The organism is Streptomyces glaucus (assembly GCF_039533365.1).
In the GTDB taxonomy this organism is placed as follows: domain Bacteria; phylum Actinomycetota; class Actinomycetes; order Streptomycetales; family Streptomycetaceae; genus Streptomyces; species Streptomyces glaucus.
This window is the reverse complement of sequence record NZ_BAAATK010000049.1, coordinates 1-25,964: the sequence shown is the minus strand read 5'-3', so window position 1 is coordinate 25,964 and position 25,964 is coordinate 1. Positions and strand designations below refer to the sequence as shown.

Genomic DNA, 25,964 nt, shown 5'->3' with positions numbered 1-25,964 from the left:
ACGGCGCGGTCCGCGACCGCGCCGGGCGCCCGTCACCGCGCCGGGTGAGCGGGGCTCACGCCGGCTTCAGGCCCGGCGCCCCCGCCTCCGTCACGAAGGACGCGGCCGTGGTCACCGGCGCCCCGGGCCTGGTCACGTACGGCACGGCCCTGAAGTCGGCCCGGGCCAGCCGCTGTTCGAGCGTGACCGTCACGTAGCCGCGCCGCCCGTCGTAGAACCGCAGGTGCGGGTTGGCGGTCAGGTAGGTGTTCCAGTTCGCCGGCCTCTCCGCCCCGTCCTTGCCGCTGGCGATCGAGGTGGCCACGATCTCCGTGCCGAGCGTGCGGGAGGCCGGGTCGTCGAAGTCGTCCTTGATGTCGAAGGCGTACGCGACGTGCACGTCGCCGGTGAGCACCATCAGGTTGTCGACGCCGGCCGCCCGGGCCCCGTCGAGGATCCGGCGGCGGGAGGCGCGGTAGCCGTCCCAGGCGTCCATGGACAGCTTGGCGACCGGGTTCAGGTCCAGCTTGCGCTGCGAGAAGGTGACCTGCTGCGGCACGACGTTCCACCGGGCGCGCGAGGAGTGCCAGCCGTCGAGCAGCCACCGCTCCTGCGTCGCGCCGGTCATGGTGCGCGCCGGGTCGTCGATGACGGGGCCGGGCAGCTGGGCGCCGTCGCCGTAGGCCTGGTCGGAGCGGTACTGCCGGGTGTCGAGGATGTCGAACTGGGCGAGGCGGCCCCAGTGCAGGCGCCGGTAGAGCCGCATGTCCGGGCCGTCGGGCAACTGCGGGCGGCGCAGCGGCTGGTGCTCCCAGTAGGCGCGGTAGGCGGAGGCGCGGCGCAGCAGGAACTCCTCCGGCGGGACGCTGTTCTCCGGGGTGCCGTCCGCGTAGTTGTTCTCGGTCTCGTGGTCGTCCCAGGTGACGACGAAGGGGTGCGCGGCGTGCGCGGCCCTCAGGTCGGGGTCGGTCTTGTAGAGGGCGTACCGCAGGCGGTAGTCCTCCAGGGTGACCGTCTCGCGGTTGAACAGGGCGGGCAGGGTCCGGTCGGTGTAGTTCCGCGCCCCGCCCGCGGAGTTGACGGCGTACTCGTACAGGTAGTCCCCGAGATGGAAGACCACGTCGACGTCCTCGGCGGCGAGATGGGCGTACGGGGTGAAGTAGCCGTCGTGGTACGCCTGGCAGGAGACGGCGGCGAGGGTCAGCGCCGGGACGCGGGCGCCGGGCGGCGGGGCGGTGCGGGTGCGGCCGGTGGGGCTGGTCCAACGGCCCGCGCGGAAGCGGTAGTAGAAGACGCGGTCCGCCTCCAGGTGGTCCACCTCGACGTGGACCGTGTGGTGGAACTCGGGGTGCGCGGTGGCGGTGCCGCGTCTGGCGATCCGGCGGAACCGCTCGTCGTGGGCCAGTTCCCAGTGGACGGTGACGCGTCCGGCCGGCAGGCCGCCGTCGGGCTGGTACGGGGCGGGGGCGAGCCGGGTCCACAGGAGCACGGAGCCGGGCAGCGGGTCGCCGGAGGCGACGCCGAGGGTGAAGGGGTCGTCGGTGATGCGGGTGGCGTCGAGTTCGGCGGCGGCGGCCGTGCCGGCGGTGGGCAGGTTCACCGCGAAGGCGAGCGCGGCGGCGGCGCCGGTCGCGGTCAGGAAGCGGCGGCGGCCGATGTGCCGGGCCGCCGCGCGCAGTTCGGGGGCGTGCTGGGACGGGCGTGCTGCGGGTGTCATCCGGTTCTCCCCTGTCGCATGGGTGCAGGGGGCATTCGAATGACCGGGAGCGACACCCGGTTGGCGCGTACACAACAGCCGCATGGCGGGCGGATGAGTTCCGGATGGCGGACCCTCCCGCACCCTGCGGACGCGTGAACGCCGTACGAACGGACGGACGGACGCGCCGCGGTGCGCGGCGGAGCCGCCGCCGGAGGCGAACGCGTGGTGCGCGGCGACGGCGACGGCGACGGCGACGGCGACGGCGACGGCGACGGCGACGGCGACGGATGCGATGCCGCGCGCCGGGCCGGGCAAACATCGTCAAACTGTCAACCGGTACAACCGGAATATGAAAATCCGTGGCGTCGCCGCCGATGGAGGGCTTATGCTCGTCCCCTCCTTCACCGCAGCTTCACACTTGGAGCGACAGGCTCCCGCAGTCCACCCCGAGGGGGGTAGGCGGCAGCCGTTCCACGGCACCGGGTGGGGGTGGACCCCGGGGGGGGAACCACGGGGTACGCACCGGCGCGTGGGACGGCTGCCGGTAAGCCGGCAGGGGGCGCGGCCGCCGAACACGCCGACGGGAGGGACGGCGGCCCGAACACGCCGGCCAGGACCGCCGGGCCGGGAGCCGTCGGGACCGCTGCCGTCAGGCCGGCGGCCGCCCGGAAGTCCGCTCGGCCCGCCCCAGGATCCGCTCGACCTCGGCCATCTGCTCCGCGGTGAGCGGCCCCTTCTCCAGCGCGCCCGCGTTCTCCTCGGCCTGCGCGACCGAGCGGAACCCGGGGATCGGCACGGTGCGCGGACTGCGCGCCCACAACCAGGCCAGGGCGCCCTGGGCGAGCGTGCGCCCGCCGTCGGTGAGGACGTCGCGCAGCGCCTCGACCCGGGCGAACCACTCCGGGTCGGCGCCCGACCCGTCGCCGAACCCCTTCAGCCAGGCGGGCGGCCGGCTGCGGATGTCCCCGGCCTCCGGTGCCCGGCCGGGCACACGCCTGCCGGTGAGCAGCCCCATGGCGAGCGGACTGCGTACGACACCGGCCAGACCGGCCTCCTCGCACAGCCGCAGCATCCCGGGCGCGTCCTGGAGGACGTTGACGGCGTACTGGACGGCGGCGCAGTGCGGCCCCTTCGCGAACACGGCGGCGCGTCCGGGGTCGTCGGTGCTCCAGGCGTAGGCCCGGATCAGCCCCTCCCGCACCAACTCCTCACAGGTGTCGCGCAGCCGGGCCGCGCGCTCGGGGTCCGCGTCGCCGAGGTGGAACTGGTACAGGTCCACGTGGTCGGTGCCGAGGCGGCGCAGAGAGGCGGTCAGCGCGCGGCGGACGTACGCCACGGAGTCGTCGCCGCCGGTCAGGGTGCGGGTCCGCTCGTCGAAGACGTTGCCCCACTTGGTGGCGACGACGACGTCGGCCCGGCGCCTGCCGAGGGCCCGGCCCAGCACGCGTTCGCTGTGCCCGGTGCCGTAGACGTCGGCGGTGTCGAAGAAGGTGACGCCCAGGTCGAGGGCGCGCCGGATCGCCCGCACGGACTCTTCGTCGTCGACCCGGCCCCAGCCCAGGGGCTGTCCGTCGGGGGTCCGCCACTCGCCGCCGATCGCCCAGCAGCCGAAGCCGAGGGCGCTGACCCGGATGCCGCTGCGGCCCAGGGTCCGTGTGGTCTCCGTCCGTGTGGTTTCCGCTCGTGTGGTTTCCGCTCGTGTGGTCTCCATGCCCGAGGACGCTAGGAGTTGGAGCGCGCGCGAAGGCAAGGCACCGACGGCTCCGGCTCGTCAGGCCTGCCCGGTCTCGAAGCGGGAGATCCTGCCGTCCTCGTCGACGGTGAAGCTCCAGCGGGTGCGCATCTCGCCCCACGTGTCGTTGCGGTAGCGGGCGAGGAGACAGCGTCCGCCGTTGGACTCGTTGTCGACCTCCAGGTGGCCGTGGGAGGAGAAGATCTCCCGGTCGATCCACTCGGCGAGGTCGTGCTCCGCGCCGTCGTCCGCCATGGTCGCGCCGGGTGCGAGGAGCGCGAGGAAGCCCTCGCGGTCGTGGTGGTTGACGGCTCTGACGAAGGCGCGGACGGCCGGGTCGCTGAGACGGGTGGTCTGGATCGTCATGCCTGCCAGCCTCGTACCGGCCCCGGGCCCTCGCCACCCGCACCACCCGAACGGCGTCCGCGACGGGCCCGTGGGATGTGGGGCGGGGCCGGGAGTGCGACGGTGGGAACACGCTCCCCACCGTCCGCCTCCCGCTTCCCCCGCCCCCTGTTCCCCACCCGACGAGGAGTCGACGTGACCCGTACCGACCGACGTGATCTCGGCCTGCTGCTGCTCCGTCTGGGCACCGGCGGCGTGCTCGCCGCGCACGGCGCGCAGAAGCTGTTCGGCTGGTTCGGCGGGGGCGGCATCGAGGGAACCGGCCAGTTCATGGAGTCCATCGGCTACGCGCCGGGCAGGGCGAGCGCGACGGCGGCGGGCCTGGCCGAGGCGGGCGGCGGCACGCTGCTGGCCCTGGGCCTGGCCACCCCCGCGGCCGGCGCGGCGGGGGTCGGCGCGATGGCGGGCGCGGCGGCCGTCCACGCCCCGAACGGGTTCTTCAACCAGAGCGGCGGCTACGAGTACGCCGCCTCCCTGGGCCTGACCGCCGCCGGCCTCGCCGTCACCGGCCCCGGCCGCTACTCCCTGGACCACCTGCTCGGCCACTCGGTCAACCGGGGCTGGATGGTGCCGGCCGCGTTCGCGGCGGTGGGCGCGGCGACGGCGCTGGTGGTGGGGGCGCGCGTCCGGCGGATGCGCGAGGCGGAGGAAGGCGGGCACGAACAGCCGCCCGAGGGGCGAACCGAGCAGCAGCCCGAGGTGTAGCCCGGAGTGCCGTCGGAGTGCCGTCGGAGCGCCGGCCGAGGAACCGCCCGAGGCGCCACCCCGGGAACCGTCCGGGACATGACCCGAGGCCCGGCCTGAACGCGGCCCGCGGCGCGGTCGGCGCGGGACCACCGCGACCCCCGGTGTCGGACCCCCGTGGCAGGCTCTGCCCCCATGAGCGACCACACCACGCCCGCACCGGCCCCCACCGGCGCACCGGCCCCCGCCGACCTCTGGGACACCGTCGACGCCCTGTGGACCTGGCTGGAGACCCACCAGCCGGTCGGCGGCGAGGCGGGCGTCCTGCTGCGGATGCTGAAGCTGTCGGAGGAGGCCGGCGAGGTCGCCCAGGCGGTGATCGGCGCGACCGGCCAGAACCCGCGCAAGGGCACCACGCACACCTGGGACGACGTCCAGGCCGAACTCTGCGACGTCGTGATCACGGCCCTGGTGGCCCTGCGCACGCTGACACCGGAACCCCGGGAGGTGTTCGCGCGGCATCTGACGGCGGTGGCGAAACGGTCGCTGGGGACGCCGTGACACACGGCCGGAGCCCCTCGCGCGCTCCGGCCGGAACTCGGTGCGTCCGGCGCCCCCGGGGACCGGACGGAGCTAGCCTCGGGCCATGTCCGGGACATCGGTGGCGCACTTCTACGACGACCTGGCCGACGACTACCACCTGATCTACGCGGACTGGGAGGCGAGCATCCGCCGGCAGGGGGACGCCCTGGACGCTCTGATCGGCCGGGACCGCGCGGCGGTGCTCGACTGCTCCTGCGGCATCGGCACGCAGGCCATCGGCCTGGCACGGCACGGGCACCGCGTCATCGGGACCGACCTGAGTCCGCGCGCCGCCGCCCGCGCTGCCCGTGAGGCCGCTCACCGCGGCCTGACGCTGCGCACGGCCGCCGCCGACATGCGGCGCCTCCCGTTTCCCGACGGCCGGTTCGACACCGTCGTCTGCGCCGACAACGCCCTGCCCCACCTTCTGACGAGCCAGGACGTGCGCGCCGCCCTGGCCGAGATGCGCCGCGTGCTGCGTCCCGCCGGGCTGCTCCTGGTCAGCACACGCCCCTATGACGACCTGCTGCGCGACCGCCCCGCCTCGACAGCCCCGCAGGTGCACCGGCCCGCCGACGCCGGGGAACGGGCCGTCGCCTTCCAGCTCTGGCACTGGCACGACAACGGCGAGCACTACGACCTGGAGCACTTCCAGCTCCTGTCGGCAGGCGGGGAATGGCGCGTCCGGGCCCGCCGGACCACCTACTGGGCGCTCGGCCGGGACCGGCTGACCGGCTTCGCGGCCGACGCCGGGTTCGTGGACCTCGCATGGCGGACGCCGCAGGAGACGGGCTTCTTCCAGCCGCTGCTCGTGGCACGATCCGGCAAGTAGCCGACTCCACCACCCGCCGGCCACCCGCCGGGCCCTTCGCCCGGAGCGCTCCGGGGCCGCCCCGGCGGTCGTCCCGGTGCCGTCGGGGTCCGCGGCCGAAGCCGGTACGACACCGGCCTTGTGCACGTCGGTCACCTCGGCCGCACCCCACCGGCACGAGGACCCGATCGGTCGGCGTCCGGAAACGAACCGTACGAACGCGTCCCGTTCCCGGCGTCGGAAGGCGGACCGGGCGCGGGCGGGGCCTTCGGCGTCCCTCACGTGCACGGCGCCGGGAACGGCGGCGCCCTCCACGCACTCGCCGCCCTCGTTACCGCTGTTGCCGGGTCCGGGCGCGGCCTGGTCCTCGTCGACGCGCTCGCCATCCGCCGGGGCCCGGCGCCCCGGCCGCCCTCCGGGAAACCCGTGCGGGCAGGTCCCCCGCTCACCTGACGGGGAAGGCGGGACGGGCCGACCGGGAAGCGCGGCCCCTGGACGCGATCGGCTCCGCGTACGGCGTCGTCAGGGAACGGATCCACCGGCTCCGGGCCAGGGCCCGGAACGGGCTCGGGGCAGACGAGTCGGGCTGTACGCCGGGTTCTGTTCCGGCGGGTCCTCGCGGGCCCGCCGGCGACGGCCATCCATCTAGGACCGGCGTTGCCGCCGGCCTCGTGCGGTCTACCCGCGGACTCGGGCGGGCAGCCCTCGAACGTCCGCGCAGAAGCACCGGGGTGCTTCCTCTTGACCTTGCTCCGGGTGGGGTTTACCTAGCTGCCCAGGTCACCCTGGGCACTGGTGGTCTCTTACACCACCGTTTCACCCTTACCGGGAGCCGTACGGATACGGTTCCCGGCGGTCTGTTCTCTGTGGCACTGTCCCGCGGGTCACCCCGGGTGGCTGTTGGCCACCACCCTGCCCTGTGGAGCCCGGACGTTCCTCGGGGAACCCCGCCAGGGGTTCCACGCGGCCGTCCGCCCGGCTCGTCTGCCGTGCCGACCATGGTACCGGGCGCGGGCACGGCTTCGGTCCGCCGGTCGTGGCCGGTGCCGGACCGGTGGGGGCCGGGGCGGGGGTCGCGGGGGTCCCGGCCGGCGGTGGCCCGTCCGGGAGGGGCGCGCCGGACCGGGGCATCGGCCGATCACCTGTCCGTGGGAGCGGCAGCGCCTCCCCCGGCCGCGGGAGCGGCAGCGCTTCCCCGGCCACGGCGCGTCCGTGCTCCCTTGACCCTGCCGCGACGTCAACGTTTTCACTGGTCCCATGCGGATCGGAGAACTCGCCGCGGCCGTCGGCGTCACCACGCGGACCGTGCGGCACTACCACCACCTCGGCCTGCTGCCCGAGCCGGAGCGGCGGGCCAACGGCTACCGGCACTACACGCTCCGGCACGCCGTCGTGCTCGCCCGCGTCCGGCGCCTCACCGAGCTGGGGCTGGGGCTGGCCGAGGTGCGGGACGTGCTCGCGGACGACGCGGGCAAGGACCTGCTGGAGGTGCTCACCGAGCTGGACGAGGACCTCGCGCGGCAGGAGGCGGCCCTCCGCGAGCGGCGGGCGCGGCTGCGGGCGCTGCTGGAGGCGGAGGGCGGGCCGTCCGCCGAGGGGCCGGTCTCCCCCGAGCTGGCCGCGCTGTTCGCCGAGACGGCGCATCTGTCGGACTCCCCGATGGCCGTGAAGGACCGGGAGATCCTCGCGCTCCTGGACACCGCGGCGCCCGCGCAGGCCCGGGAGCGGATGGCGTCCCTGCTGACCGAGGCCCTGCACACCCCGGGCGGGCAGGAGCGGGCCCGCGCGGCCTACGCGCTGCTCGACGCGCTCGCCGACGCCGGTCCGGACGACCCGCGCGTGGCGGAGGCGGCCCGGGCGCTGGCCGACTGCGTCCCGCGCGGCGTGCTTCCGGAGGTGGCCGTCGACCCCGACGACGGCTTCCTGCGCGCGTTCTACGCCGACTTCGCCCCGGCCCAGGCGGAGGCCGTCCGCCGCGCGATACGGATCCTGACCGAGGAGAGGGAGAGGGAGGGGGAGGGGGGATGAGAGGGGTGCGCGCGTTGGTGCGGCACGAGCTGCGGCTGCTGGCGAGCCTCGCGCTGTGGGCGGCGCGGCGCACGCACGGCGCCGGGGGCGGGCGGGCCTTCGGGTACGCGCGCGGGCAGGGCGCGACGACGGCCGGGCTCGCGTTCGTGTGCGTGGTCGAGACGCTGGGGATGTCGGTACTGCTGCGCGACCGGCCGGCCGTGCACGCGGTGGTCCTCGTCCTGGACGTGTACACCGTCGTCTTCGTGATCGCCCTGCACGCGGCGTCCGTGGTCCGTCCCCACGTGCTCGGCCCCGGCTCGCTGCGGGTCCGCCTGGCCGCCCACGTCGACCTGCGCGTCCCGCTGGAGCGGATCGCGTCCGTCCGCCGTGAGCTGCGGACCACGCACGAGCGGGCCGACGGGGTGCTCGACCTCGCCGTGGGCTCCCGGACCTCCGTCACGCTCGTGCTCGCCGAGCCCGTCACCCACGTCACCTTCTTCGGCCGCCGCCGGGAGGTGCGCGTGCTGCGCCTGCACGCGGACGACGCCGACGGCCTCGTCCGCGCGCTGACGCGGGAGCGGGACCCGGCCTCCTAGATCTGCGCCGTACGCTGTCGGGAAGCTCGACCGAAGGAGTTCCCCCGTGCTCGTCCTGCTGCCGCCCTCCGAAGGCAAGGCACCCTCCGGCACCGGCGCCCCGCTGGACCTGGCGGCGCTGTCGCTGCCGGGGCTCACCCCCGCCCGCGAGGCCGTGCTGGCCGAGCTGGCCGAGCTGTGCGCCGCGGACGAGGACAAGGCGCGCGAGGTGCTCGGGCTGAGCGAGGGGCTGCGGGGCGAGGTCGCCAAGAACGCCGGGCTGCGCACGGCGGGGGCGCGGCCCGCCGGGGAGATCTACACCGGCGTGCTGTACGACGCCCTGGACCTGGCCTCGCTCGATCCGGCCGCCAAGGAGCGCGCCGCCCGTTCGCTGCTGGTGTTCTCGGGACTGTGGGGCGCGGTCCGCATCACCGACCGGATCCCCTCCTACCGCTGCTCGATGGGCGTGAAGCTGCCCGGTCTCGGGGCGCTGGGCGCGTTCTGGCGCACGCCGATGGCGTCCGTGCTGCCCGCGGCGGCCGGGGACGGGCTGGTCCTGGACCTGCGGTCGGCGGCGTACGCGGCGGCCTGGAAGCCGAAGGGGGAGGTCGCGGAGCGGACGGCGACCGTGCGGGTGCTGCACGCGCCGACCCGGAAGGTGGTCAGCCACTTCAACAAGGCGACGAAGGGGCGGATCGTGCGCGCTCTGCTGACCGCCGGGGCGGCGCCGGAGGATCCCGCCGGGCTGGTGGAGGCGCTGCGCGGCCTCGGGTACGTGGTGGAGGCGCAGGCGCCCGGCAGGGCCGGGCGGCCGTGGACGCTGGACGTGCTCGTGACGGAGGTCCACTGACCGACGACCGTCGTTGCAACATACGCAACGCGCGTTGCGCAGATTGAAGAAACGCGGGCAGGATGACGGCATGTCCTCTCCCCTGCCCGGCTCCGTGCTGGATCTCGTGCCCGTCGTGCCCGTCGCCGTCGTCGAGGACGCCGCCGACGCCGTACCGCTGGCGCGAGCGCTGGTGGCCGGGGGGCTGCCGGTGATCGAGGTGACGTTGCGGACCCCGGCGGCGCCCGACGCGATCCGGGCGATCGCCGAGGAGGTGCCGGAGGCGGTGGTCGGGGCCGGGACGGTGCTCACCCCCGCGCAGGTGACCGGGGCCGTGGCCGCGGGGGCGCGCTTCCTGGTCAGCCCCGGCTGGACGGAGGTGCTGCTGGCGGCGATGCGGGAGCCGGGGGTGCCGTTCCTGCCGGGGGTGTCGACCGCGTCGGAGGTGGTGGCGCTGCTGGAGCGCGGGGTGCGGGAGATGAAGTTCTTCCCGGCCCGGGCCGCGGGCGGCACGGCCTACCTGGCCTCGCTGGCCGGCCCGCTGCCCGAGGCCCGCTTCTGCCCGACCGGGGGCATCGGGCCGGACTCGGCGCCGGAGTACCTGGCGCTGCCCAACGTCGGCTGCGTGGGCGGCAGCTGGATGCTGCCGAAGGAGGCCGTGGCCGCGCGGGACTGGGGGCGCGTGACGGCGCTGGCCCGCGCGGCGGCGGGGCTCAGCGCAGGTGCGAGGTGTCGTTGAACAGGCGGACGCTGGCGTTGCCGTCGGCGTAGTAGGCGATCGCCGACAGCGAGGCGGCCGACAGCTCCATGCGGAACAGGGCCTTCGGCGGGGCGTCCAGGGCGAGGCGTACGAACGTCTTGATCGGCGTGACGTGGGAGACGAGCAGGACCGTGCGGCCCGCGTGGGCGGCGGTCAGCTTGTCGCGGGTGACGGCGATGCGGGCCGCGACGGCGGTGAAGCTCTCGCCGCCGCCGGTGGGTTCGGCCTCCGGGTCGGCCAGCCAGGCCTCCAGGTCGTCCGGGTAGCGCTCGCGCACCTCGGCGAAGGTCAGGCCCTCCCAGGCGCCGAAGTCGGTCTCGCGCAGCCCGTCGTCGACGGTCACCTCCAGGCCGAGGCGGGCGGCGACGATGCCGGCGGTCTCCCGGGTGCGGGCGAGCGGCGAGGAGACGATCGCCTGGATCGTGCCGCGCCGGGCCAGCGCCGCCGCGACCCTCTCGGCCTGCTCGCGCCCGGCGTCCGACAGCGACGGATCGGTGCCGCCGCTGCCGGAGAACCGCTTCTGCGGCGTCAGCGGCGTCTCCCCGTGCCGCAGCAGCACGAACGTGGCCGGCGCCCCCATGTCCGGCGGCCCCCAGCCGGGCGAGGCGACGGCACGGGCGGCCCGGGCGTCGTCCCCGGCCTTCGCGGCGGCCCCGCCGGTCCCGGCGAAGGGCTCCCCGGTCCCCGCGGCGGCCCCGGTGAGAGCCCCCCCGGCGTTCGCGCCCGACGGCTCGGGGGCGTTCGCGCCCGAGGGCTCGGGGACCGCGGCGGAGGGCGGGGGCGACCACCGTTCGCCCCGGCCGCCCGCGTCCATCGCCTCGTTGGCCAGCCGGTCGGCGTGCTTGTTCCGGTCGCGCGGGATCCACTCGTACGTCACCCGGCCCGGCGGGAACACCCGCCCGGCCTCGGCCGCGAGCGGCTTCAGGTCGGGGTGCTTGATCTTCCAGCGGCCCGACATCTGCTCCACGACGAGCTTGGAGTCCATCCGGACGCGGACGGCCGCCTCCGGGTCCAGGCCGTGCGCGGCGCGCAGGCCGGCCAGCAGGCCCCGGTACTCGGCGACGTTGTTCGTGGCGACGCCGAGGTACTCGGCCGTCTCGGCCAGGGTCTCGCCCGTCGCCGCGTCGCACACCACGGCCCCGTACCCGGCGGGCCCGGGGTTGCCCCGCGACCCGCCGTCGGCCTCGACGATGAACTCCCGCACGCCCGGCGTCCCCTACAGCCCGGACTCCGCCGTGCGCACCAGGATGCGGCGGCAGTTCTCGCAGCGCACGACCGTGTCCGGGGCGGCCGAGCGGATCTCGTTCAGCTCGGTGATGGCGAGCTCCTGGCGGCAGCCCTGGCAGGTGCGGGCGTACAGCTTGGCGGCGCCGATGCCGCCCTGCTGCTCGCGCAGCCTGTCGTACAGCTTGAGCAGGTCGGCGGGGATGGTGCCCGCGATGACCTCGCGCTCCTTCGTCACCGACGCGGCCTCGCCGTCGATCTCCTCGAAGGCGGCGTCCCGGCGCGCGGTGGCGTCGTCGATCTTCGACTGGACGGAGGCGACCCGCTCGGTCAGCTCGGCGACCCGCTCCTGCGCGGACTCGCGGCGCTCCATCACCTCCAGGACGATGTCCTCCAGGTCGCCCTGGCGCTTGGCGAGGGAGGCGATCTCGCGCTGGAGGTTCTCCAGGTCCTTCGGTGAGCTGACGGCGCCGGAGTCCAGGCGCTGCTGGTCGCGGGCGGCGCGGCGGCGCACCTGGTCGACGTCCTGCTCGGCCTTGGTCTGCTCGCGGGCGCAGTCGCCCTCCTCGGTCTGCGCGGCGACCAGCAGGTCGCGCAGCTGGGTGAGGTCCTTGGTCAGCGACTCGATCTCGGCGTGCTCGGGCAGCGACTTCCGCTTGTACGCGAGCTGCTGCAGGCGGACGTCGAGCGCCTGGACGTCGAGGAGTCGGATCTGGTCGGCGGGCGCGGCGTTCAGTTGGGGGCTCCAGGTGACGGGAAGTGACTGGTCCAGGGGTCGGTGACCGTCTTCGAGACGTGGACGCGAAGGTCCCATCCCTTCCGGTCGGAGATTTCGTCGAGCTGGCTCGCGGCCAGCTCGCACCAGGGCCACTCGGTGGCCCAGTGCGCCGCGTCGAGCAGCGCCGGGGGTCGGTGGGCGCGGTCCGCCGTGAACTCGGACGCCGGGTGGTGGCGCAGGTCCGCGGTGAGGAAGGCGTCGACGCCGGCCGCCCGTACGTGGTCGAAGAGGCTGTCGCCGGAGCCGCCGCTGACGGCGACCGTCCGCACCAGCGCCTCCGGGTCGCCGGCGACCCGGAGGCCCTGCGCGGTGGCCGGCAGCCGCGCGGCGGCGCGGGCGGCGAACTCGCGGAGGGGCAGCGGGTGGTCCAGTTCGCAGACGCGGCCCAGGCCCCGGCGGCCGGCGGGGTCGGTGGGGTCCGGGACGAGGGGGCCCGTGATCCGCAGGTCGAGGGCGCCGGCCAGCGCGTCGGACACGCCGGGGTCGGCGGTGTCGGCGTTGGTGTGGGCGACGTGCAGGGCGACGTCGTTCTTGATCAGCGTGTGGACGACCCGGCCCTTGAAGTGGGTCGCCGCGACCGTCGTCGTCCCGCGCAGGTACAGCGGGTGGTGGGTGACGAGCAGGCCGGCGCCCAGCTTCACCGCCTCGTCGGCGACCTCCTGGACGGGGTCGACGGCGAACAGGACCCGGGAGACCTCCTGGCCGGGGTCGCCCACGACGGTGCCGACCGCGTCCCAGGACTCGGCCCGCTCGGCGGGCCACAGGTTCTCCAGCGCGGCGATGACTTCAGACAGACGGGGCACGGGAGCAAGGCTACCCGCCCGTTCTGCGCCGTCGCACCGCCGCCGCCGTCCCGGTCCCGCGCAGCACACCACCCCCGGTGTCCTCAGGCGAATCGTTCCTGGGCCACCCGTATGTGTGAAGCGGCCGCCGCTTCGAACCCCCGGGCGCACGGCCGAAACCTAGCGTCGTCACCGGAGGTGACCGAACGATGACGGCGTGTGCCCTCGAATCTTCGGCTGACCACGAGGACGACGGAACGCAGCGGGCGGGCTGCACCCTCACCGCGGACGGCGCCTACGCCGCACGCCTCGCCCGCGCCGGCGACTGCTGGTACCCGGAGCGCTGGACGCTCGACGGCCCCGAGCCGTACGCGGTGCCGCTGCCCGGCAACCAGCCCGAGGAACCCGGCACGGAAGTGCACCCGATGGCGGACGGCCGGGTCCTGATCCACCGGCCGGTGGCCGGACGGCACGCCTTCTCCCTGCTGTACCCGACCGGCCCCGGCACCGGCGAGCTGCCGCTCGGCGCGGTCGCGTGCCCGGACGACGGCACCCGGCTGCGGCTGCTGCCCCCGGCCCCGGGCGGCGAGCGGGCGTACGCCCTCGCCGCCGGCCCGCGCGCGGCGGTGGTGTGGCTGGTGGCGGGCGGCGCCTTCGGGCCCGAGCGGCTCGCCGAGGTGCCGGGCCGCTGCTCGGGCGGGGTGTGGCTGGACGGCACGGGGCGGCTGCTGGCCCTGGACCGGGAGACCGGCGGCCGGACCAAGACGGTGGTGGTGGACCTGGAGCGCGGCGAGGTGTCGCCCCTGCTCCAGATCGCCGCGGACAGCGACGACCGGCTGCTGCTGGCCGACCCGGACAGCGGGCTGCTGCTGATCCGCTCGGACGCGCCCTCGCCCGGGCGGAGCCGGCTGGGCTGGGGCGTGCTCGGCAGCGCGCTGCCGGTGCGCTTCCCGGAGTGCCTGCGGCTGCCGCAGTACACCGTCACGCCGTTCGCGATCCAGCCCGGCCAGGTGCTGACGCCGGAGAGCTGCGCGGTGGCGCTGCGCGTCGACGGGGCGCTCGGCAGCTGGGTCGGCGTGTGGCGGCCGGCCGAGCGGCGGGTGCATCATCTCCCGGCGCCCGAGGGGTGGTTGGCGGGCACCGGGCTGTGGACCAGGGACGGGGTGCTGCGCCTGCCGTACGCCACGGCGCAGGTGCCGTGCGGCGTGGCCCGGTTGACGCCGCCCGCGCCGGCGCCGGCGCGGGCGGGGACGGCGCCGTCCCCGGCCCCCGCCGCTCCCCCGGCTCCCGCTCCGCCCCCGCCCCCGCCTCCGGAGCCGGAGCCGGACGCGGCGGCGGGACCGGGCACCCCCGCGGAACGGGGCGCACCGGCGGAACGGGAGACTCCGGAGCCGGACGCCGCGCCGCGCCCCGTTCCCCTGCAACAGGCCCCCTTGGGGCGGCTTGTAACGAAGTAGTGCCGGTTGGCGTGGCCGCCTGGATTCGGCCCGAGGTGTGCCGGTTAGACTCGCCCGGCTGTAAGAAAGATCATATTGACGGGGTGAATTCTTTCCGATGAGTGACGCCAGCACGAACCAGCCGCAGCAGGCCGACGGTGCCGACGTTCAGCGGATCGCCGCCGGCCACGGCCGGCACCGCGGTCCGGTCTCCACGCAGGACCGCGAGGCGGCACCGCGTGGCCGCCACCGCAAGCCGGCCGAGAGCACGGCGGCCTGACGGCCCGCCGACGGCGAACGGCCCCACCCGTCCTGCGACGGGTGGGGCCGTTCGCCGTCGGCGCCCGGGAGTGTTCCCGGGGGCGTTCTCAGCGGTGTTCGACGACGGTGCCGGCGAGCACGGGCGCGTCCCCCCGCTCGACGGCGCCCACGGCCACCCGTACGACGCCGCCCCCCTGCCGCCACATGCGGACGCGCAGGGTCTCCCCCGGGTACACCACCCCCGCGAACCGGGCCTCGTACGCCCGCACCCGTTCCACCTCGCCGTCGAGCAGCACGTCCACGACCGCCTTCAGCGTCATGCCGTAGGTGCACAGCCCGTGCAGGATCGGCCGGTCGAAGCCGGCGCGCCGGGCGAAGCCGGGGTCGGCGTGCAGCGGGTTGCGGTCGCCCGAGAGCCGGTACAGCAGCGCCTGGTCCTCCCGCACGGCCCGCTCGACGACCCGGTCCGGCTCCCCCGGCGGCGCACCGGGCCGCGCCGACGGCCCCCGCGGCCCTCCCCATCCGCCTTCGCCCCGTACGTGGACCCGCGCGTCGTCGGTCCACAGCGGCCCGGCGGCGTCGGCGGCGTCGGTGCGCAGGACGAGGACGGCCGCCGTGCCCTTGTCGTACACGGCGGTGACGCGGGAGGTGACGGTCGCCGTGCCCCGGGCCGGGAGCGGCCGGTGCAGCCGCAGGCTCTGCCCGGCGTGCAGGACGCGGGCCAGGTCGACGTCGACGCCGGGCACGGACAGCGCGCCGATCACGCCGGGCGGGCCGCCGCCCGCGACGGTGGCGAAGCTCGGCAGGACGTGCAGCCGGGACTCCAGGGTGTAGCGCAGTTCGCCGGGGTCGGTGGCGGGGACGCCGGCGCCGATGCCGAGGTGGTAGAGCTGGACGTCCTTGTGGTCCCAGGCGATCGTGCCGGAACGGGGCCCGGCGGCCAGGGCCTCGGCTGCGTCGAGGGGCATGGGGCTCCAGAAGTTTCCGACGGGCCGTCAGTTCATCGGCGCGGAGTGCCGGTTCGCCCGGATTCCCGTTCCCGCGGGTGATCGTACGGTCCGGGGCGGCGCCCCGCGGGGGGCGATCGCCAAGAGAAGGTCAAGAAATCGTTAGTGGCTCGAAGCATCGGAATAGTTGCCCGTGCATACATGGTTCGGTCTACAGGTATCCCGGGGTCCTTCCCTGCACGGCTCCCCGACCGACACGCATCAGCCCACACGGCCCGGAGGCCTCACTCGATGACCCACACGACGCACGACCGGCCCACCCCGAGAGCCAGCGGCCCCGTCGTCCCGGTGCTCGCGTTCGCGGGCATCGTTGTCGCGGTGATGCAGACCCTGCTCGTCCCGGTCGTCAAGGACCTGCCGCGCCTGCTGGACACCACCCCCGGCGACGCGACCTGGGTCCTGACCTCGACACTGCTCTCGGGCGCCGTGGCCACCCCGATCATGGGCCGCCTCGGCGACCTGTACGGCAAGCGGCGCATGCTGATCGCCAGCCTCGCCGTGATGGTGGCCGGCGCGCTGCTCAGCGCGCTCAGCAGCACCCTGCTCCCCATGATCGCCGGCCGTACGCTGCAGGGCTTCGCGATGGGCGCCGTCCCGCTCGGCATCGGCCTGATGCGCGACCTGCTGCCCCGCGAGCGGCTCGGCTCGGCGATGGCGCTGATGAGCTCCTCGATCGGCGTCGGCGGCGGCCTCGCCCTGCCCGCCGCGGCCCTGGTGGCGCAGCACGCCGACTGGCACGCCCTGTTCTACGGCGCCGCCGGCCTCGGCGTCCTCTCCATCGTCCTCACCCTGCTCGCCGTACCGGAGTCCCCGCTGCGCGCGACGGGCTCCTTCGACCTGCTGGGCGCGCTCGGCCTGGCCGCGGGCCTGGTCCTGCTCCTGCTCCCCGTGACCAAGGGCGGCGAGTGGGGCTGGTCGTCGGCCACCACGCTCGGCCTCTTCGCCGCGGCCGTCGCCGTGCTCCTCCTGTGGGGCGTGCTGGAGCTGCGCTCCGCCGCGCCCCTGGTCGACCTGCGCACCACGGCCCGCCGCGAGGTCCTGCTCACCAACCTCGCGTCGATCATGGTCGGGGTCAGCTTCTACGTCGTCTCCCTGGTCCTGCCCCAGCTGCTCCAGCTGCCCACCGCCACCGGCTACGGCCTCGGCCAGTCGATGGTCGTCGCCGGCCTGTGCGTGGCCCCGCTGGGCCTGACGATGATGTTCACGGCGCCGGTGTACGCGAGGCTGTCCACCCGCTACGGTCCCAAGACCACCCTGGTCGTCGGGCTGCTGGTCATCGGCGTCGGGTACGGCGGCGGCCTCGGCCTGATGGACGCCGCCTGGCAGACGGTGGTCACCTCGGTGCTGCTCGGCGCCGGGATCGGCCTCGCCTACTCCTCCCTGCCCGCGCTGATCGTCGGCGCGGTCCCGGCCTCGGAGACGGGCGCCGCCAACGGGCTCAACACCCTGATGCGGTCCATCGGCACGTCGGTGTCGAGCGCGGTGATCGGCATGGTCCTGGCCGGCACGGCGGACACCGTGGACGGCGTCGCGGTGCCGACCATGCACGGCTTCCGCGTCTCCTTCCTGATCGCGACCGCCGCGGTCGCCGTCGGCCTGGTCCTGGCCCTGTTCCTGCCCGGCCGGCCCCCGGCGACGGAGCACCGGCTGCGCGCGAGCAGCGAGGAGGACGCGAACCTGGCGCGCGCCGCCGAGGCGCTGCGCGGCTTCCACGGCCGGGTCCTGGCCGCGGACGGGACGCCCGTGGCCCGCGCCCGGGTCACCCTGATCGACCGCCACGGCCGCCGGGCGGGCACGGCCCTCTCCGCGGAGGACGGCCGCTACGCCCTCGCCGTGCCCTCCGGGGGCGCCTACGTCCTGGCCGTCCGGGCCCCCGGCCACGGCCCGCTCGCCGGCTCGGCCACCCACACCGGCGACGACCGGCCGGTGGAGGTGGACCTGTCGCTGCCCGGGGAGACGGTCCCGGCCTGAGCACCGCCCGGGAGCCGGGCGCACCCCCGGTCGGACCGCCGGCCGGGGGTGCGGCAGCATGGAACGTCCACAGCGACGCCAAGGCCGTACGACCGAAGGGGATCCCATGTCCGCGGCACCCAAGCCGGAGATCCTGGCCGCGTTCGAGGCCGCCAAGGGGTTCATGCCCGTCGACGAGGGGCTGGCCCTGTACGCGGCGGCCGTGGACGCCGGACGGCTCGGTCTGCCGCTGCTGGAGATCGGCACGTACTGCGGGCGCTCCACGATCCTGCTCGCCGACGCGGCCCGCCGGGCCGGGGTCGACGTGCTCACCGTCGACCACCACCGCGGCAGCGAGGAGCAGCAGCCGGGCTGGGAGTACCACGACCCGGAGACGGTCGACCCCGAGACCGGCCTGATGGACACCCTGCCGACGTTCCGCCGCACGCTGTACCGGGCGGGCCTGGAGGAGCACGTCGTCGCCCTGGTGGGCCGCTCCCCGCAGATCGCGCGGATCTGGAACTCCCCGCTCGGCCTCGTCTTCGTCGACGGCGGCCACACCGACGAGCACGCGGGCGCCGACTACGAGGGCTGGGCCCCGCATGTGGCCGAGGGCGGCCTCCTCGTCATCCACGACGTCTTCCCCGACCCGGTGGACGAGTTCACCGGCCAGGCCCCCTACCGCGTCTACCTGCGGGCCCTGGAGTCGGGCGCGTTCACGGAGGTCTCGGCGACCGGCTCGCTGCGCGTGCTGCGGCGAACGGGAGCGGGGGCCGAAGGCCGCGGTGGGAGTCGCTGACGTGTCGTACACAGGTCCGGACTCCGCCCCTCCCCGGCCCCGCCGTCCCCGGCGCGGCCTGCTGATCGCCGCGCTCGCCGCGCTGGCGCCGGGCGCGCTGCTCGGCTGGCTCGTCCACGAGACGGCCGGCGGTTCCGGGGACCCGGGCGGCGCGGTGTCCGCCGGCGGTCCCGCCTCCTCCGGCGCGGCCGGCCCCTCCCGTGCCCCTTCCCGCGCCGGCGGCGCCGAGGACCCCGGCGCCGCCGGGACGCCCGCGCCTCCGCGCGCGTCCGCCGCCTCCGGCCCCCTCGAGGGCAAGGTGGTGGTCGTCGACCCGGGACACAATCCGGGCAACTTCCAGCACACCGCCGAGATCAACCGCACGGTGGACATCGGGACGAACCGGAAGGAGTGCGACACCACGGGCACGGCCACCGACGCCGGTTACCCGGAGGCGGAGTTCACCCTGGACGTCGCCCGCCGGCTGCGCACGCTCCTGCAGCGGCAGGGCGCGACCGTGCGGCTGACGCAGGACGGCGACCGGCCGTACGGGCCCTGCGTGGACGAGCGGGCGAGGATCGGCAACGAGGCGCGCGCCGACGCGGTGGTGTCGATCCACGCGGACGGCTCGGCGGCCGGCAACCGCGGCTTCCACGTCATCCTGCCGGGCGCCGTGCACGCGGGCGCGGCCGACACCCGGCCCATCGTCGCCCCCTCCCGCGACCTCGGGGAGCGCATCGCGGGCCGCTTCCTGCGCGCCACGGGCTCCGCGCCCGCCGCGTACGCCGGCGACGGCAGCGGCCTCGTCACGCGGAAGGACCTCGGCGGTCTCAATCTGTCAACGGTTCCCAAGGTGTTCATCGAGTGCGGCAACATGCGCGACGGCGCGGACGCGGCGTTGCTGACCAGCGGGGCCTGGCGGCAGAAAGCGGCGCAGGGGATCTCCGAGGGAATCGTGAGTTTCCTGCGCGGGTAGGAATCGGCGCACCGGTCCCGGCGGCGGCCCGACCGTGCGGACGATAGTGTCATCCGTACAGATGAGTGGCCACCTCCGCGCTTCGCGCCAGGGCCTGACGGCGCCATGGCGACAGCGACGCCTCCACCGACGACGAGACGACCTACGAAGGACCCCGAAGTGAATATCCGCTCCCTCACTAGAGGCGACGGCGTGGTGATCGGAGCAGCGGTGTTGCTGTTCATCGCGTCGTTCCTCGACCTGTACTCCGCCGAAGGCTTCAGCGGCGCCCCGAACGCGTGGGAGACCCTCGACACCGGCCTGGGTGTCTATCTGGGCGGGATCCTCGGTGCGGCCCTGATCGTCGTCAACCGCTGCCTGCCGCAGCAGCGCAAGGTCGCCGGCCTGGATCTCGGCACGGTCGGCGCGGCGTTCACGGTCCTGGTCGCCTGGATCCTGTTCTGGTCGCTGGTGGACGTGCCCGACGGCATCGAGGCGGGCGCCGGTCTGATCCTCGGCTTCATCGCGGCGCTCGTCCTGGCCGCGGCCGCCGTCGCCGGCCCGCTGGTGCCCGCGCTCAAGGGCTCCCTCGTCCCGGCCCCGCGGCCCGCCGCCCCGCAGCCCTACGGCGCCCAGCCCCAGGCCGGTTACGGCTACCCGGGCGCGCAGCAGCAGCCGTACGGCGGGCAGCAGCCGTACGCCGGCCAGCCGCAGCAGCCCCAGCAGCCGCAGCCGCCGGCCGGGGACTTCTCGCCGTTCTGGTTCGCGGTGCCGGTGCCGCGTCCGCTGTACCCGGAGGACGGCTCGCCGACGCCGATCGCGGAACTCGCGCCGGGCACCTGGTACCTGGCGGTCGAGCAGCGCGGTCCCGGTCTGGTCGCGCAGACGCAGGACGGTCGTCGCGGCGTGCTGCAGGACACGAGCGGCATCCAGCGCGGCTGACCCTGCCCGCCGTCCTCCACGGCCCCTCGCCCCCGGTGGGCGGGGGGCCGTCGTCGTACGGCCCTCCGCCCCGCTCCTGACGGACCGTCAGGAAGCGGTGCGCGGGCGGGAGTCGGCCCGGTGCCGGGTTTCCTCTCCGTCCGTGCGGCAACCCGGGGGACATGTCCCCCCGATATCACAACGGTGCGAGTCAGGCCGGCCGGGTCGTCGCGATCGTCGCCGACGTGATGGCCCTGTTCCTGGGCCTGTGGATCCTGATGTACCTGCTGGACGCCAACCGGGCCAACGACTTCGTCCAGTTCGTCCACGACGTGGCCCGCCGGCTCGCCGGCTGGTCCCACGACCTGTTCACCTTCGACGAGGAGTGGGCCCGCGTGGTCAGCGGCTACGGCCTGGCCGCGGTGGTCTACCTGTTCGTCGGCCACGCCGTCGCGGGCCGCCTGCACCGCCGCTGACCCCGCGGGGTCAGGCGGCGCAGCAGTCCGGGTCGAGACCCCTGGGCAGGTGGTCGCCGGAGAAGATCCGGCAGGTGGCCTCGTGCCCGCCCAGGGCGGCGACGGCCAGGAGCAGGGAGCCGGCCGTCCACGTGGTCAGTTCCCGCGGCCATATCGCGTCGTCGTCGAAGACGTAGCCCGTCCAGTACAGGCCGGTCTCCGCGTCGCGCAGGTGCTGGATCGACTGCAGGACGTCCAGCGCGCGGTCGGACTCGCCCACCGCCCACAGGGCCAGGGCGAGTTCGGCGGACTCGCCGCCGGTGACCCACGGGTTGGGCACGACGCAGCGCACCCCGAGGCCGGGCACGACGAAACGGTCCCAGCCCTCCTCGATGCGGGCCTTGGCCTCCGCGTCGGTGAGCGCGCCGCCCAGCACCGGGTAGTACCAGTCCATCGAGTAGCGGTCCTTGTCGAGGAACCGGTCGGGGTGGCGGCGGATCGCGTGCCGGAGCGCTCCCGCCGCCAGTTCCCAGTCCGGCTGCGGCTCCTCGCGCTGCTCGGCGATGGCCAGCGCGCAGCGCAGCGCGTGGTGGATCGAGGAGCAGCCGGTCAGCAGCGCGTCCGCGGTGTCCGTGCCGTCCTCGGCGCGCCGCCAGCCGATCTGCCCGCCCGGCTGCTGCAGGCGCAGCACGAACTCGACGGCCGCGTACACCACCGGCCACATGCGGTCCAGGAAGGTGTCGTCGCCGGTCGACAGGTAGTGGTGCCAGATCCCCACGGCCGGGTAGGCGACGAAGTTGGTCTCCCGTCCCCGGTCGGTGACCGCGTCGTGCGCCCCGTCCGCGTACGCCGCGTACCAGGAGCCGTCCTCGTTCTGGTGCCGCGCGAGCCAGGTGTACGCCCGCTCGGCGGCCTCGTGCTCGCCGGCCGCGTCCAGCGCCATCGCCGCCTCGACGTGGTCCCACGGGTCGAGGTGGTGGCCCCGGAACCAGGGGATCGCGCCGTCCTCCCGCTGCACGGCGAGGATGGCGCGCACGGTCGCATCGGCCTGTTCGGCGGTGAGGACCCCGGGCAGGACGAGGTGTTCCGTCCGGGGCGTCGTCACTTGGCGTCCACCCGGGGCAGGTGCGGCTTGGTCGCGTACGCCACGAAGCTCTTGCCGATCAGCGGGTTGAGCGCCTGCTCGGCGAGCCGGGTGGCCAGCGGCTTCTTCATGATGTCCCAGACCAGCAGCTTGTGGTACGCGCGCACCGGCAGCGCCTTGTCGTTGTCGACGCCGAACGCGCACTTCAGCCACCAGTACGGCGAGTGCAGCGCGTGCGCGTGGTGCGTGCCGTACGGCTTCAGGCCCGCCTCGCGGATCTTCGCCAGCAGTTCGTCCGCCTTGTAGATGCGGATGTGGCCGCCCTCGACCTCGTGGTAGGCGTCGGACAGCGTCCAGCAGACCTTCTCGGGGCCGTAGCGGGGCACGGTGATGGCGATGCGGCCGCCGGGCCGGAGCACCCGGACCATCTCGGCGAGCACGCCCTTGTCGTCCGGGATGTGCTCCATCACCTCGGAGATGATCACGACGTCGAAGGACTCGTCGGGGAAGGGCAGCGCGAGCGCGTCGCCCTCCATCGCCGTCGCGGTGGCGCCCTCGGGGGCCTCCCCGGCCTCCTTCATCGCCGCGAACCACTTCGCGACCTCGCGGATCTCCTCGCCGTTCCGGTCGAGTGCCACGACCTGCGCGCCGCGCCGGTAACACTCGAACGCGTGCCGGCCGGCGCCGCAGCCGAGGTCCAGGACGCGGTCGCCCGGGGCGAGCGGGAACCGGGAGAAGTCGACGGTCAGCACGTGGCCCTGCTTTCGGGGTAGACGCCGGTTTCACTGGTCGGGGTCGCGGAGGAGGCGCCGGTGGCGGCCGGGGCGCGGTCCGGAGCGGCGGCCCCGGTTCCGGAGCGGGCGATGGCCTCGCGGTACCGGGCGACCGTGCCCTCGGCGGCCTTGGCCCAGGTGAAGTGGCGCAGGACGCGTTCGCGTCCGGCGGCGCCCAGCCGGGCCCGCAGCGCGGGGTCGCCCAGCAGCCGGCTCAGTCCGGCGGCCAGCGCGTCCGCGTCGCCCGGCGGCACCGCGAGGCAGGTCTCCCCGTCCCGGCCGGCGACCTCCGGGATCGCCCCGCCGGTGGTGGCGAGCAGCGGCGTGCCCGTCGCCATCGCCTCGGCCGCCGGCAGCGAGAACCCCTCGTACAGCGACGGCACGCACGCCACCTCGGCCGAGCGCACCAGGTCGACCAGTTCCGCGTCCGAGATGCCCTTGACGAACCGGACGGCGTCCGCCAGGCCGTACCGCTCGACGGCCTGCGCGACGGGTCCCTCCGCGGGCCGCTTGCCGACGACGACGAGGTGGGCGTCCGGGTGCTCGGTGCGCACCTTCGCCAGCGCCTCGACGAGGAAGACCAGGCCCTTGAGGGGGACGTCCGCGCTGGAGGTGGTCACGATCCGCCCCGGGACGGCCGGCACCGCCGGGTCGGGGGAGAACAGGTCGGTGTCGGCGCCGATGTGCACGACGTGGACGCGGTCCTGCCGCACGCCCAGGTGGTCGACGATCTCCTGGCGGGAGGTGCCGGAGACGGTGAGCACGGACGGCAGGCGGCGCGCGACCCGCTTCTGCATGCGGGTGAAGGCGTACCAGCGGCGCACGGACCAGCGGCGCTGCCAGGTCCCGGCGGCGTCCAGCTCCAGCTGCCGGTCCACGGTGATGGGGTGGTGGACGGTGGTCACCAGGGGCGCGCCCAGGTCGCCCAGCAGCCCGTAGCCGAGGGTCTGGTTGTCGTGCACGACGTCGAAGTCGCCGCGCCGGGCGCGCAGGTGGCGGCGGGCGCGCAGCGAGAAGGTCAGCGGCTCGGGGAAGCCGCCGGTCCACATGGTGGCCACCTCCAGCGCGTCGATCCAGTCGCGGTACTCGTCGCGCTTCGGGGTGCGGAAGGGGTCCGGCTGGCGGTAGAGGTCGAGGCTGGGCAGCTCGGTGAGGCTCAGGCCGTCGTAGCCCTCGTCGAGGACGGGGTAGGGCTGGGCGCCGATGACCTCGACCCGGTGGCCGAGGCGGGCCAGTTCGCGCGACAGGTGCCGTACGTAGACGCCCTGGCCGCCGCAGAACGGGTTTCCCTTGTAGGTGAGGAGCGCGATGCGCAGCGGCGGCTCGCCGTCGGCCGCCAGGTCCCGGGACCCCGCCCGGCCGGCCTCAGCGGTCACTCTGGGCCCCCTTCTGCCTGCGTTGTCCCGCGAGATTACGCCGGGACGCTAATCTAGAACAAGTTTCAGACTTGATCGTCCAGGAGGCTTCGAATCTACCGGCAGGTAGGGCCGCGGGGAGAGGCGGGTCAGGTGATTCGCGCCACGGCGGGCGCGCCCCCGCCGGCCCTGCCATGCTGTCTGGTCGCACGCCCTCACGGACTGTCACGGAACGGGGATCCATGCCTGCGCGAGCCAAGCCGGGAGCGGGAACGGCCAGTGCGGCGAGCACGCCGGGCGCCCCGCCGCTGACCGAGCGGCAGGAGGCGCGGCGCCGCCGCATCCTGCGCGCGAGCGCCCGGCTGGCGGGCCGGGGCGGGTTCGACGCGGTGCAGATGCGCGAGGTCGCGGAGTCCTCGCGGGTGGCGCTCGGCACGCTGTACCGCTACTTCCCGTCCAAGGTCCACCTGCTGGTGGCGGTCATGCAGGACCAGCTGGAGCACATGCACGGCACGCTGCGCAGGCGGCCGCCGGCCGGCGGTACCGCGGCCGAGCGGGTGGCGGAGACCCTGATGCGGGCCTTTCGCGCGCTCCAGCGCGAGCCGCAGCTGGCGGAGGCGATGGTCAGGGCGCTGACGTTCGCCGACCGCAGCGTGAGCCCGGAGGTCGACCAGGTCTCCCGGCGGACGACGGCGATCATCCTGGACGCCATGGGTCTGGAGGACCCGGCCCCCGAGCAGCTCCGCGCGGTCCGCGTCGTCGAGCACACCTGGCACTCGGCCCTGATCGCCTGGCTGTCGGGCCGGGCCTCCATCGCGCAGGTGAGGGTGGACATCGAGACGGCGTGCCGGCTGATCGACCTGACGGCGCCGGGCGGGGAGCGCCCCGCGGGCGCGTGAGCCCGCGAGCACGTGGACCCGGGGACACGTGAAGGACCCCGGGCACACGGCCCGGGGTCCACGGGAACGACCTACGAGACGGGTTCCCTTCGCCGGTATTGCCCGGATCAGGTGACTGGGGGTCGCCTTCCGGTCGCCCGGCCTCGCGGCCCTGCGACCTTCCGGCCTCTCAGCCCGACCGTCGACGTCGGCCACAGCGGAAGCCGAGGCTTCTCGCCAGAGTCGGCATCTCCGGTTGGACTCCCTCACTCGTCCCGTAGGCCTGTAATCAGGTTAAAACACCCATAGGTGGACGCAACCCCCCGAGGCAAGATTTTTTACGGCCGGGCAGCGGGACGCGGCCGCCCCCTCCGCCGACGCTCCGTCACTCCGGGGCGTTCCGTCGCGATGCCCGCCGGGCGCCGCCCGGGACCCCGGTCGCGCGACCCGCCGTCGCCGTGAAGCGCCCCACATGACGCAGGTCACCTACGAAGCCGGACCGTAGATCCGGCGGCTCGGCCCCGGCCGCCGTCCGGCCCTCCGACCTGCGCATTGAGAGCCCGGTCACAGAGCGACCTCTCCCCCTGAATGCGACTACCACTAGTAAAAGGGGTGATTGCGGACGGCTGTCGGGGCTGTTTCCCTGGACGCCGTCGCCAGGCGCCGACGTGCCCCCCCAGGGCCGCGGCGCCGCCGTGTGCCCGCCCCGCATCCGCGCGGCCCGGCACGCCGCGGCCTCCCGTCCCCGACGAAAGGTCCCCCGTGTCCGCCGTTTCCCTTCTCCGCCGCGTCGCCTCCCCGAGGAAGGCCCTCGCCGGTGCCGCCGTGGCCGCCGCCTGCGGCACGCTGATCGTCGCCGCGCCCGCGCAGGCCGCGGCGACCTCGGCCTCCTCCGCGCAGGCGACCGCGCGGCAGATGGTCGGCGACTCGGCCCAGTACCGGTGCTTCGCGCAGATCGTCCAGCACGAGAGCAGCTGGAACGTGACCGCCACCAACGTCTCCAGCGGGGCGTACGGCCTGGTGCAGGCCCTTCCCGCGTCGAAGATGGCCGCGGCCGGCTCCGACTGGCGGACCAACCCGGCCACCCAGATCGCCTGGGGCCTGGACTACATGAAGGACCGCTACGGCAGCCCGTGCGGCGCGTGGGGCTTCTGGCAGGCCAACGGCTGGTACTGAGCCGGCACCCGGCACCGGGCCGGCACGCGGCGCCGGGCCCGCGTCCGGCGCCGCGCCCGCGGTGCGCTCCGCGCCCGCGCCCCCG

At 75.1% G+C, this 25,964-nt stretch carries 26 protein-coding genes, 1 other RNA gene and 1 pseudogene; 16 read left to right on the top strand and 12 right to left on the bottom strand.

The window, feature by feature from the left end; translation table 11 throughout:
* Nucleotides 1–55: 55 nt before the first annotated feature.
* From ABD363_RS27050 to ABD363_RS27040, 3 genes are all read right to left on the bottom strand, one after another.
* Entirely contained in the window at nucleotides 56–1,696 is a 1,641-nt protein-coding gene (locus ABD363_RS27050; RefSeq protein WP_344608103.1) for an alkaline phosphatase D family protein, read from the bottom strand.
* A 631-nt stretch (nucleotides 1,697–2,327) separates the two neighbouring features.
* Nucleotides 2,328–3,389 carry an aldo/keto reductase gene (locus tag ABD363_RS27045; protein ID WP_344608101.1) on the bottom strand — a complete coding sequence of 354 codons (1,062 nt, stop codon included), beginning with the start codon at nucleotides 3,387–3,389 and terminating at the stop codon, nucleotides 2,328–2,330.
* A 60-nt stretch (nucleotides 3,390–3,449) separates the two neighbouring features.
* On the bottom strand, nucleotides 3,450–3,776 hold the full coding sequence (locus ABD363_RS27040) for a nuclear transport factor 2 family protein (RefSeq protein WP_344608099.1): 327 nt from the start codon (nucleotides 3,774–3,776) through the stop codon (nucleotides 3,450–3,452).
* Between the two features lie 174 nt (nucleotides 3,777–3,950).
* Between ABD363_RS27040 and ABD363_RS27035 the strand changes: the two genes are divergently transcribed.
* The 3 genes from ABD363_RS27035 to ABD363_RS27025 all read left to right on the top strand — a co-directional run bounded on the left by ABD363_RS27035 (nucleotide 3,951) and on the right by ABD363_RS27025 (nucleotide 5,913).
* Nucleotides 3,951–4,520 (top strand): DoxX family protein, encoded by a 570-nt coding sequence (locus ABD363_RS27035; RefSeq protein ID WP_344608098.1) that lies wholly within the window; start codon nucleotides 3,951–3,953, stop codon nucleotides 4,518–4,520.
* A gap of 174 nt (nucleotides 4,521–4,694) precedes the next feature.
* On the top strand, nucleotides 4,695–5,060 hold the full coding sequence (locus ABD363_RS27030; protein WP_344608097.1) for a MazG-like family protein: 366 nt from the start codon (nucleotides 4,695–4,697) through the stop codon (nucleotides 5,058–5,060).
* An 85-nt stretch (nucleotides 5,061–5,145) separates the two neighbouring features.
* The gene (locus ABD363_RS27025) at nucleotides 5,146–5,913 is read left to right on the top strand and encodes a class I SAM-dependent methyltransferase (RefSeq protein ID WP_344608096.1); all 768 of its coding nucleotides are present in this window, start codon (nucleotides 5,146–5,148) and stop codon (nucleotides 5,911–5,913) included.
* Between the two features lie 195 nt (nucleotides 5,914–6,108).
* Here the strand turns inward: ABD363_RS27025 and ABD363_RS32715 are convergent.
* Nucleotides 6,109–6,219: pseudogene (locus ABD363_RS32715) on the bottom strand (DUF397 domain-containing protein); the annotation flags it as partial.
* A 246-nt stretch (nucleotides 6,220–6,465) separates the two neighbouring features.
* Nucleotides 6,466–6,875, bottom strand: an RNA gene (rnpB, locus tag ABD363_RS27020) — RNase P RNA component class A.
* 274 nt (nucleotides 6,876–7,149) lie between these two features.
* Here rnpB and ABD363_RS27015 point away from each other — a divergent pair.
* The 4 genes from ABD363_RS27015 (at nucleotide 7,150) to eda (ending at nucleotide 10,045) form a co-directional block, all read left to right on the top strand.
* On the top strand, nucleotides 7,150–7,920 hold the full coding sequence (locus ABD363_RS27015) for a MerR family transcriptional regulator (protein ID WP_344608095.1): 771 nt from the start codon (nucleotides 7,150–7,152) through the stop codon (nucleotides 7,918–7,920).
* Complete coding sequence (locus ABD363_RS27010) at nucleotides 7,917–8,498, top strand: hypothetical protein (protein ID WP_344608094.1); 582 nt, start codon at nucleotides 7,917–7,919, stop codon at nucleotides 8,496–8,498. The genes ABD363_RS27015 and ABD363_RS27010 overlap by 4 nt, the downstream gene beginning before the upstream one ends.
* Before the next feature lie 46 nt (nucleotides 8,499–8,544).
* The gene (gene yaaA, locus ABD363_RS27005; protein ID WP_344608093.1) at nucleotides 8,545–9,327 is read left to right on the top strand and encodes a peroxide stress protein YaaA; all 783 of its coding nucleotides are present in this window, start codon (nucleotides 8,545–8,547) and stop codon (nucleotides 9,325–9,327) included.
* Between the two features lie 70 nt (nucleotides 9,328–9,397).
* Nucleotides 9,398–10,045, top strand: coding sequence for a bifunctional 4-hydroxy-2-oxoglutarate aldolase/2-dehydro-3-deoxy-phosphogluconate aldolase (eda, locus tag ABD363_RS27000; RefSeq protein ID WP_344608092.1), 648 nt, complete (start codon nucleotides 9,398–9,400; stop codon nucleotides 10,043–10,045).
* On the opposite strand, the gene ABD363_RS26995 is transcribed toward eda, so the two are convergent.
* The 3 genes from ABD363_RS26995 to ABD363_RS26985 are packed head-to-tail and all read right to left on the bottom strand — an operon-like array spanning nucleotide 10,020 to nucleotide 12,871.
* Complete coding sequence (locus ABD363_RS26995) at nucleotides 10,020–11,270, bottom strand: bifunctional RNase H/acid phosphatase (RefSeq protein WP_344608091.1); 1,251 nt, start codon at nucleotides 11,268–11,270, stop codon at nucleotides 10,020–10,022. The genes eda and ABD363_RS26995 overlap by 26 nt on opposite strands.
* A gap of 12 nt (nucleotides 11,271–11,282) precedes the next feature.
* The gene (locus tag ABD363_RS26990; RefSeq protein WP_344608144.1) at nucleotides 11,283–12,026 is read right to left on the bottom strand and encodes a zinc ribbon domain-containing protein; all 744 of its coding nucleotides are present in this window, start codon (nucleotides 12,024–12,026) and stop codon (nucleotides 11,283–11,285) included.
* The gene (locus ABD363_RS26985; protein WP_344608089.1) at nucleotides 12,023–12,871 is read right to left on the bottom strand and encodes a Nif3-like dinuclear metal center hexameric protein; all 849 of its coding nucleotides are present in this window, start codon (nucleotides 12,869–12,871) and stop codon (nucleotides 12,023–12,025) included. Before ABD363_RS26985 ends, ABD363_RS26990 begins: the two co-directional genes overlap by 4 nt.
* 188 nt (nucleotides 12,872–13,059) lie before the next feature.
* Here ABD363_RS26985 and ABD363_RS26980 point away from each other — a divergent pair, with 188 nt between their 5' ends.
* Both ABD363_RS26980 and ABD363_RS26975 read left to right on the top strand, forming a co-directional pair.
* Nucleotides 13,060–14,307, top strand: coding sequence for a hypothetical protein (locus ABD363_RS26980; protein ID WP_344608087.1), 1,248 nt, complete (start codon nucleotides 13,060–13,062; stop codon nucleotides 14,305–14,307).
* A gap of 97 nt (nucleotides 14,308–14,404) precedes the next feature.
* Nucleotides 14,405–14,566: a hypothetical protein gene (locus tag ABD363_RS26975; RefSeq protein WP_344608085.1), complete on the top strand. Its 162-nt coding sequence runs from the start codon at nucleotides 14,405–14,407 to the stop codon at nucleotides 14,564–14,566.
* Nucleotides 14,567–14,654: 88 nt separating this feature from the next.
* Here ABD363_RS26975 and ABD363_RS26970 read toward each other — a convergent pair whose 3' ends face one another.
* On the bottom strand, nucleotides 14,655–15,515 hold the full coding sequence (locus ABD363_RS26970) for a MaoC/PaaZ C-terminal domain-containing protein (protein ID WP_344608083.1): 861 nt from the start codon (nucleotides 15,513–15,515) through the stop codon (nucleotides 14,655–14,657).
* A 270-nt stretch (nucleotides 15,516–15,785) separates the two neighbouring features.
* Here ABD363_RS26970 and ABD363_RS26965 point away from each other — a divergent pair, with 270 nt between their 5' ends.
* The 5 genes from ABD363_RS26965 (at nucleotide 15,786) to ABD363_RS26945 (ending at nucleotide 20,634) form a co-directional block, all read left to right on the top strand.
* Complete coding sequence (locus ABD363_RS26965) at nucleotides 15,786–17,525, top strand: MFS transporter (RefSeq protein WP_344608081.1); 1,740 nt, start codon at nucleotides 15,786–15,788, stop codon at nucleotides 17,523–17,525.
* Between the two features lie 106 nt (nucleotides 17,526–17,631).
* Nucleotides 17,632–18,303, top strand: a complete 672-nt coding sequence (locus ABD363_RS26960; RefSeq protein WP_344608079.1) for a class I SAM-dependent methyltransferase — start codon at nucleotides 17,632–17,634, stop codon at nucleotides 18,301–18,303.
* Between the two features lies 1 nt (nucleotide 18,304).
* Complete coding sequence (locus ABD363_RS26955; protein ID WP_344608077.1) at nucleotides 18,305–19,258, top strand: N-acetylmuramoyl-L-alanine amidase; 954 nt, start codon at nucleotides 18,305–18,307, stop codon at nucleotides 19,256–19,258.
* Nucleotides 19,259–19,417: 159 nt separating this feature from the next.
* Complete coding sequence (locus ABD363_RS26950; protein WP_344608075.1) at nucleotides 19,418–20,179, top strand: DUF5336 domain-containing protein; 762 nt, start codon at nucleotides 19,418–19,420, stop codon at nucleotides 20,177–20,179.
* A gap of 161 nt (nucleotides 20,180–20,340) precedes the next feature.
* Entirely contained in the window at nucleotides 20,341–20,634 is a 294-nt protein-coding gene (locus ABD363_RS26945) for a hypothetical protein (protein WP_344608073.1), read from the top strand.
* 10 nt (nucleotides 20,635–20,644) lie between these two features.
* Here the strand turns inward: ABD363_RS26945 and ABD363_RS26940 are convergent, their stop codons facing one another.
* Genes ABD363_RS26940 through ABD363_RS26930 form a run of 3 tightly spaced genes read right to left on the bottom strand, consistent with a single transcriptional unit; the run spans nucleotide 20,645 to nucleotide 23,846 of the window.
* Complete coding sequence (locus ABD363_RS26940) at nucleotides 20,645–21,718, bottom strand: prenyltransferase/squalene oxidase repeat-containing protein (RefSeq protein WP_344608071.1); 1,074 nt, start codon at nucleotides 21,716–21,718, stop codon at nucleotides 20,645–20,647.
* Nucleotides 21,715–22,449, bottom strand: coding sequence for a class I SAM-dependent methyltransferase (locus ABD363_RS26935; RefSeq protein ID WP_344608068.1), 735 nt, complete (start codon nucleotides 22,447–22,449; stop codon nucleotides 21,715–21,717). The genes ABD363_RS26940 and ABD363_RS26935 overlap by 4 nt, the downstream gene beginning before the upstream one ends.
* Nucleotides 22,443–23,846 carry a glycosyltransferase family 4 protein gene (locus ABD363_RS26930; RefSeq protein ID WP_344608066.1) on the bottom strand — a complete coding sequence of 468 codons (1,404 nt, stop codon included), beginning with the start codon at nucleotides 23,844–23,846 and terminating at the stop codon, nucleotides 22,443–22,445. The genes ABD363_RS26935 and ABD363_RS26930 overlap by 7 nt, the downstream gene beginning before the upstream one ends.
* A 221-nt stretch (nucleotides 23,847–24,067) precedes the next feature.
* On the opposite strand from ABD363_RS26930, the gene ABD363_RS26925 reads away from it, so the two are divergent.
* Both ABD363_RS26925 and ABD363_RS26920 read left to right on the top strand, forming a co-directional pair.
* Nucleotides 24,068–24,724, top strand: coding sequence for a TetR family transcriptional regulator (locus tag ABD363_RS26925; protein WP_344608064.1), 657 nt, complete (start codon nucleotides 24,068–24,070; stop codon nucleotides 24,722–24,724).
* A gap of 741 nt (nucleotides 24,725–25,465) precedes the next feature.
* Complete coding sequence (locus ABD363_RS26920) at nucleotides 25,466–25,879, top strand: aggregation-promoting factor C-terminal-like domain-containing protein (protein WP_344608062.1); 414 nt, start codon at nucleotides 25,466–25,468, stop codon at nucleotides 25,877–25,879.
* The last annotated feature ends 85 nt before the right edge of the window (nucleotides 25,880–25,964 follow it).

What these genes read in the sequence shown, in the direction of transcription:
- ABD363_RS27050 (WP_344608103.1), bottom strand. Translation starts at nt 1,696, where the DNA reads ATGACACCCGCAGCACGCCCGTCCCAGCACGCCCCCGAACTGCGCGCG.
- ABD363_RS27045 (WP_344608101.1), bottom strand. Translation starts at nt 3,389, where the DNA reads ATGGAGACCACACGAGCGGAAACCACACGAGCGGAAACCACACGGACG.
- ABD363_RS27040 (WP_344608099.1), bottom strand. Translation starts at nt 3,776, where the DNA reads ATGACGATCCAGACCACCCGTCTCAGCGACCCGGCCGTCCGCGCCTTC.
- ABD363_RS27030 (WP_344608097.1), top strand. Translation starts at nt 4,695, where the DNA reads ATGAGCGACCACACCACGCCCGCACCGGCCCCCACCGGCGCACCGGCC.
- ABD363_RS27025 (WP_344608096.1), top strand. Translation starts at nt 5,146, where the DNA reads ATGTCCGGGACATCGGTGGCGCACTTCTACGACGACCTGGCCGACGAC.
- ABD363_RS27015 (WP_344608095.1), top strand. Translation starts at nt 7,150, where the DNA reads ATGCGGATCGGAGAACTCGCCGCGGCCGTCGGCGTCACCACGCGGACC.
- ABD363_RS27010 (WP_344608094.1), top strand. Translation starts at nt 7,917, where the DNA reads ATGAGAGGGGTGCGCGCGTTGGTGCGGCACGAGCTGCGGCTGCTGGCG.
- eda (WP_344608092.1), top strand. Translation starts at nt 9,398, where the DNA reads ATGTCCTCTCCCCTGCCCGGCTCCGTGCTGGATCTCGTGCCCGTCGTG.
- ABD363_RS26980 (WP_344608087.1), top strand. Translation starts at nt 13,060, where the DNA reads ATGACGGCGTGTGCCCTCGAATCTTCGGCTGACCACGAGGACGACGGA.
- ABD363_RS26975 (WP_344608085.1), top strand. Translation starts at nt 14,405, where the DNA reads ATGAGTGACGCCAGCACGAACCAGCCGCAGCAGGCCGACGGTGCCGAC.
- ABD363_RS26970 (WP_344608083.1), bottom strand. Translation starts at nt 15,515, where the DNA reads ATGCCCCTCGACGCAGCCGAGGCCCTGGCCGCCGGGCCCCGTTCCGGC.
- ABD363_RS26965 (WP_344608081.1), top strand. Translation starts at nt 15,786, where the DNA reads ATGACCCACACGACGCACGACCGGCCCACCCCGAGAGCCAGCGGCCCC.
- ABD363_RS26960 (WP_344608079.1), top strand. Translation starts at nt 17,632, where the DNA reads ATGTCCGCGGCACCCAAGCCGGAGATCCTGGCCGCGTTCGAGGCCGCC.
- ABD363_RS26945 (WP_344608073.1), top strand. Translation starts at nt 20,341, where the DNA reads ATGTCCCCCCGATATCACAACGGTGCGAGTCAGGCCGGCCGGGTCGTC.
- ABD363_RS26925 (WP_344608064.1), top strand. Translation starts at nt 24,068, where the DNA reads ATGCCTGCGCGAGCCAAGCCGGGAGCGGGAACGGCCAGTGCGGCGAGC.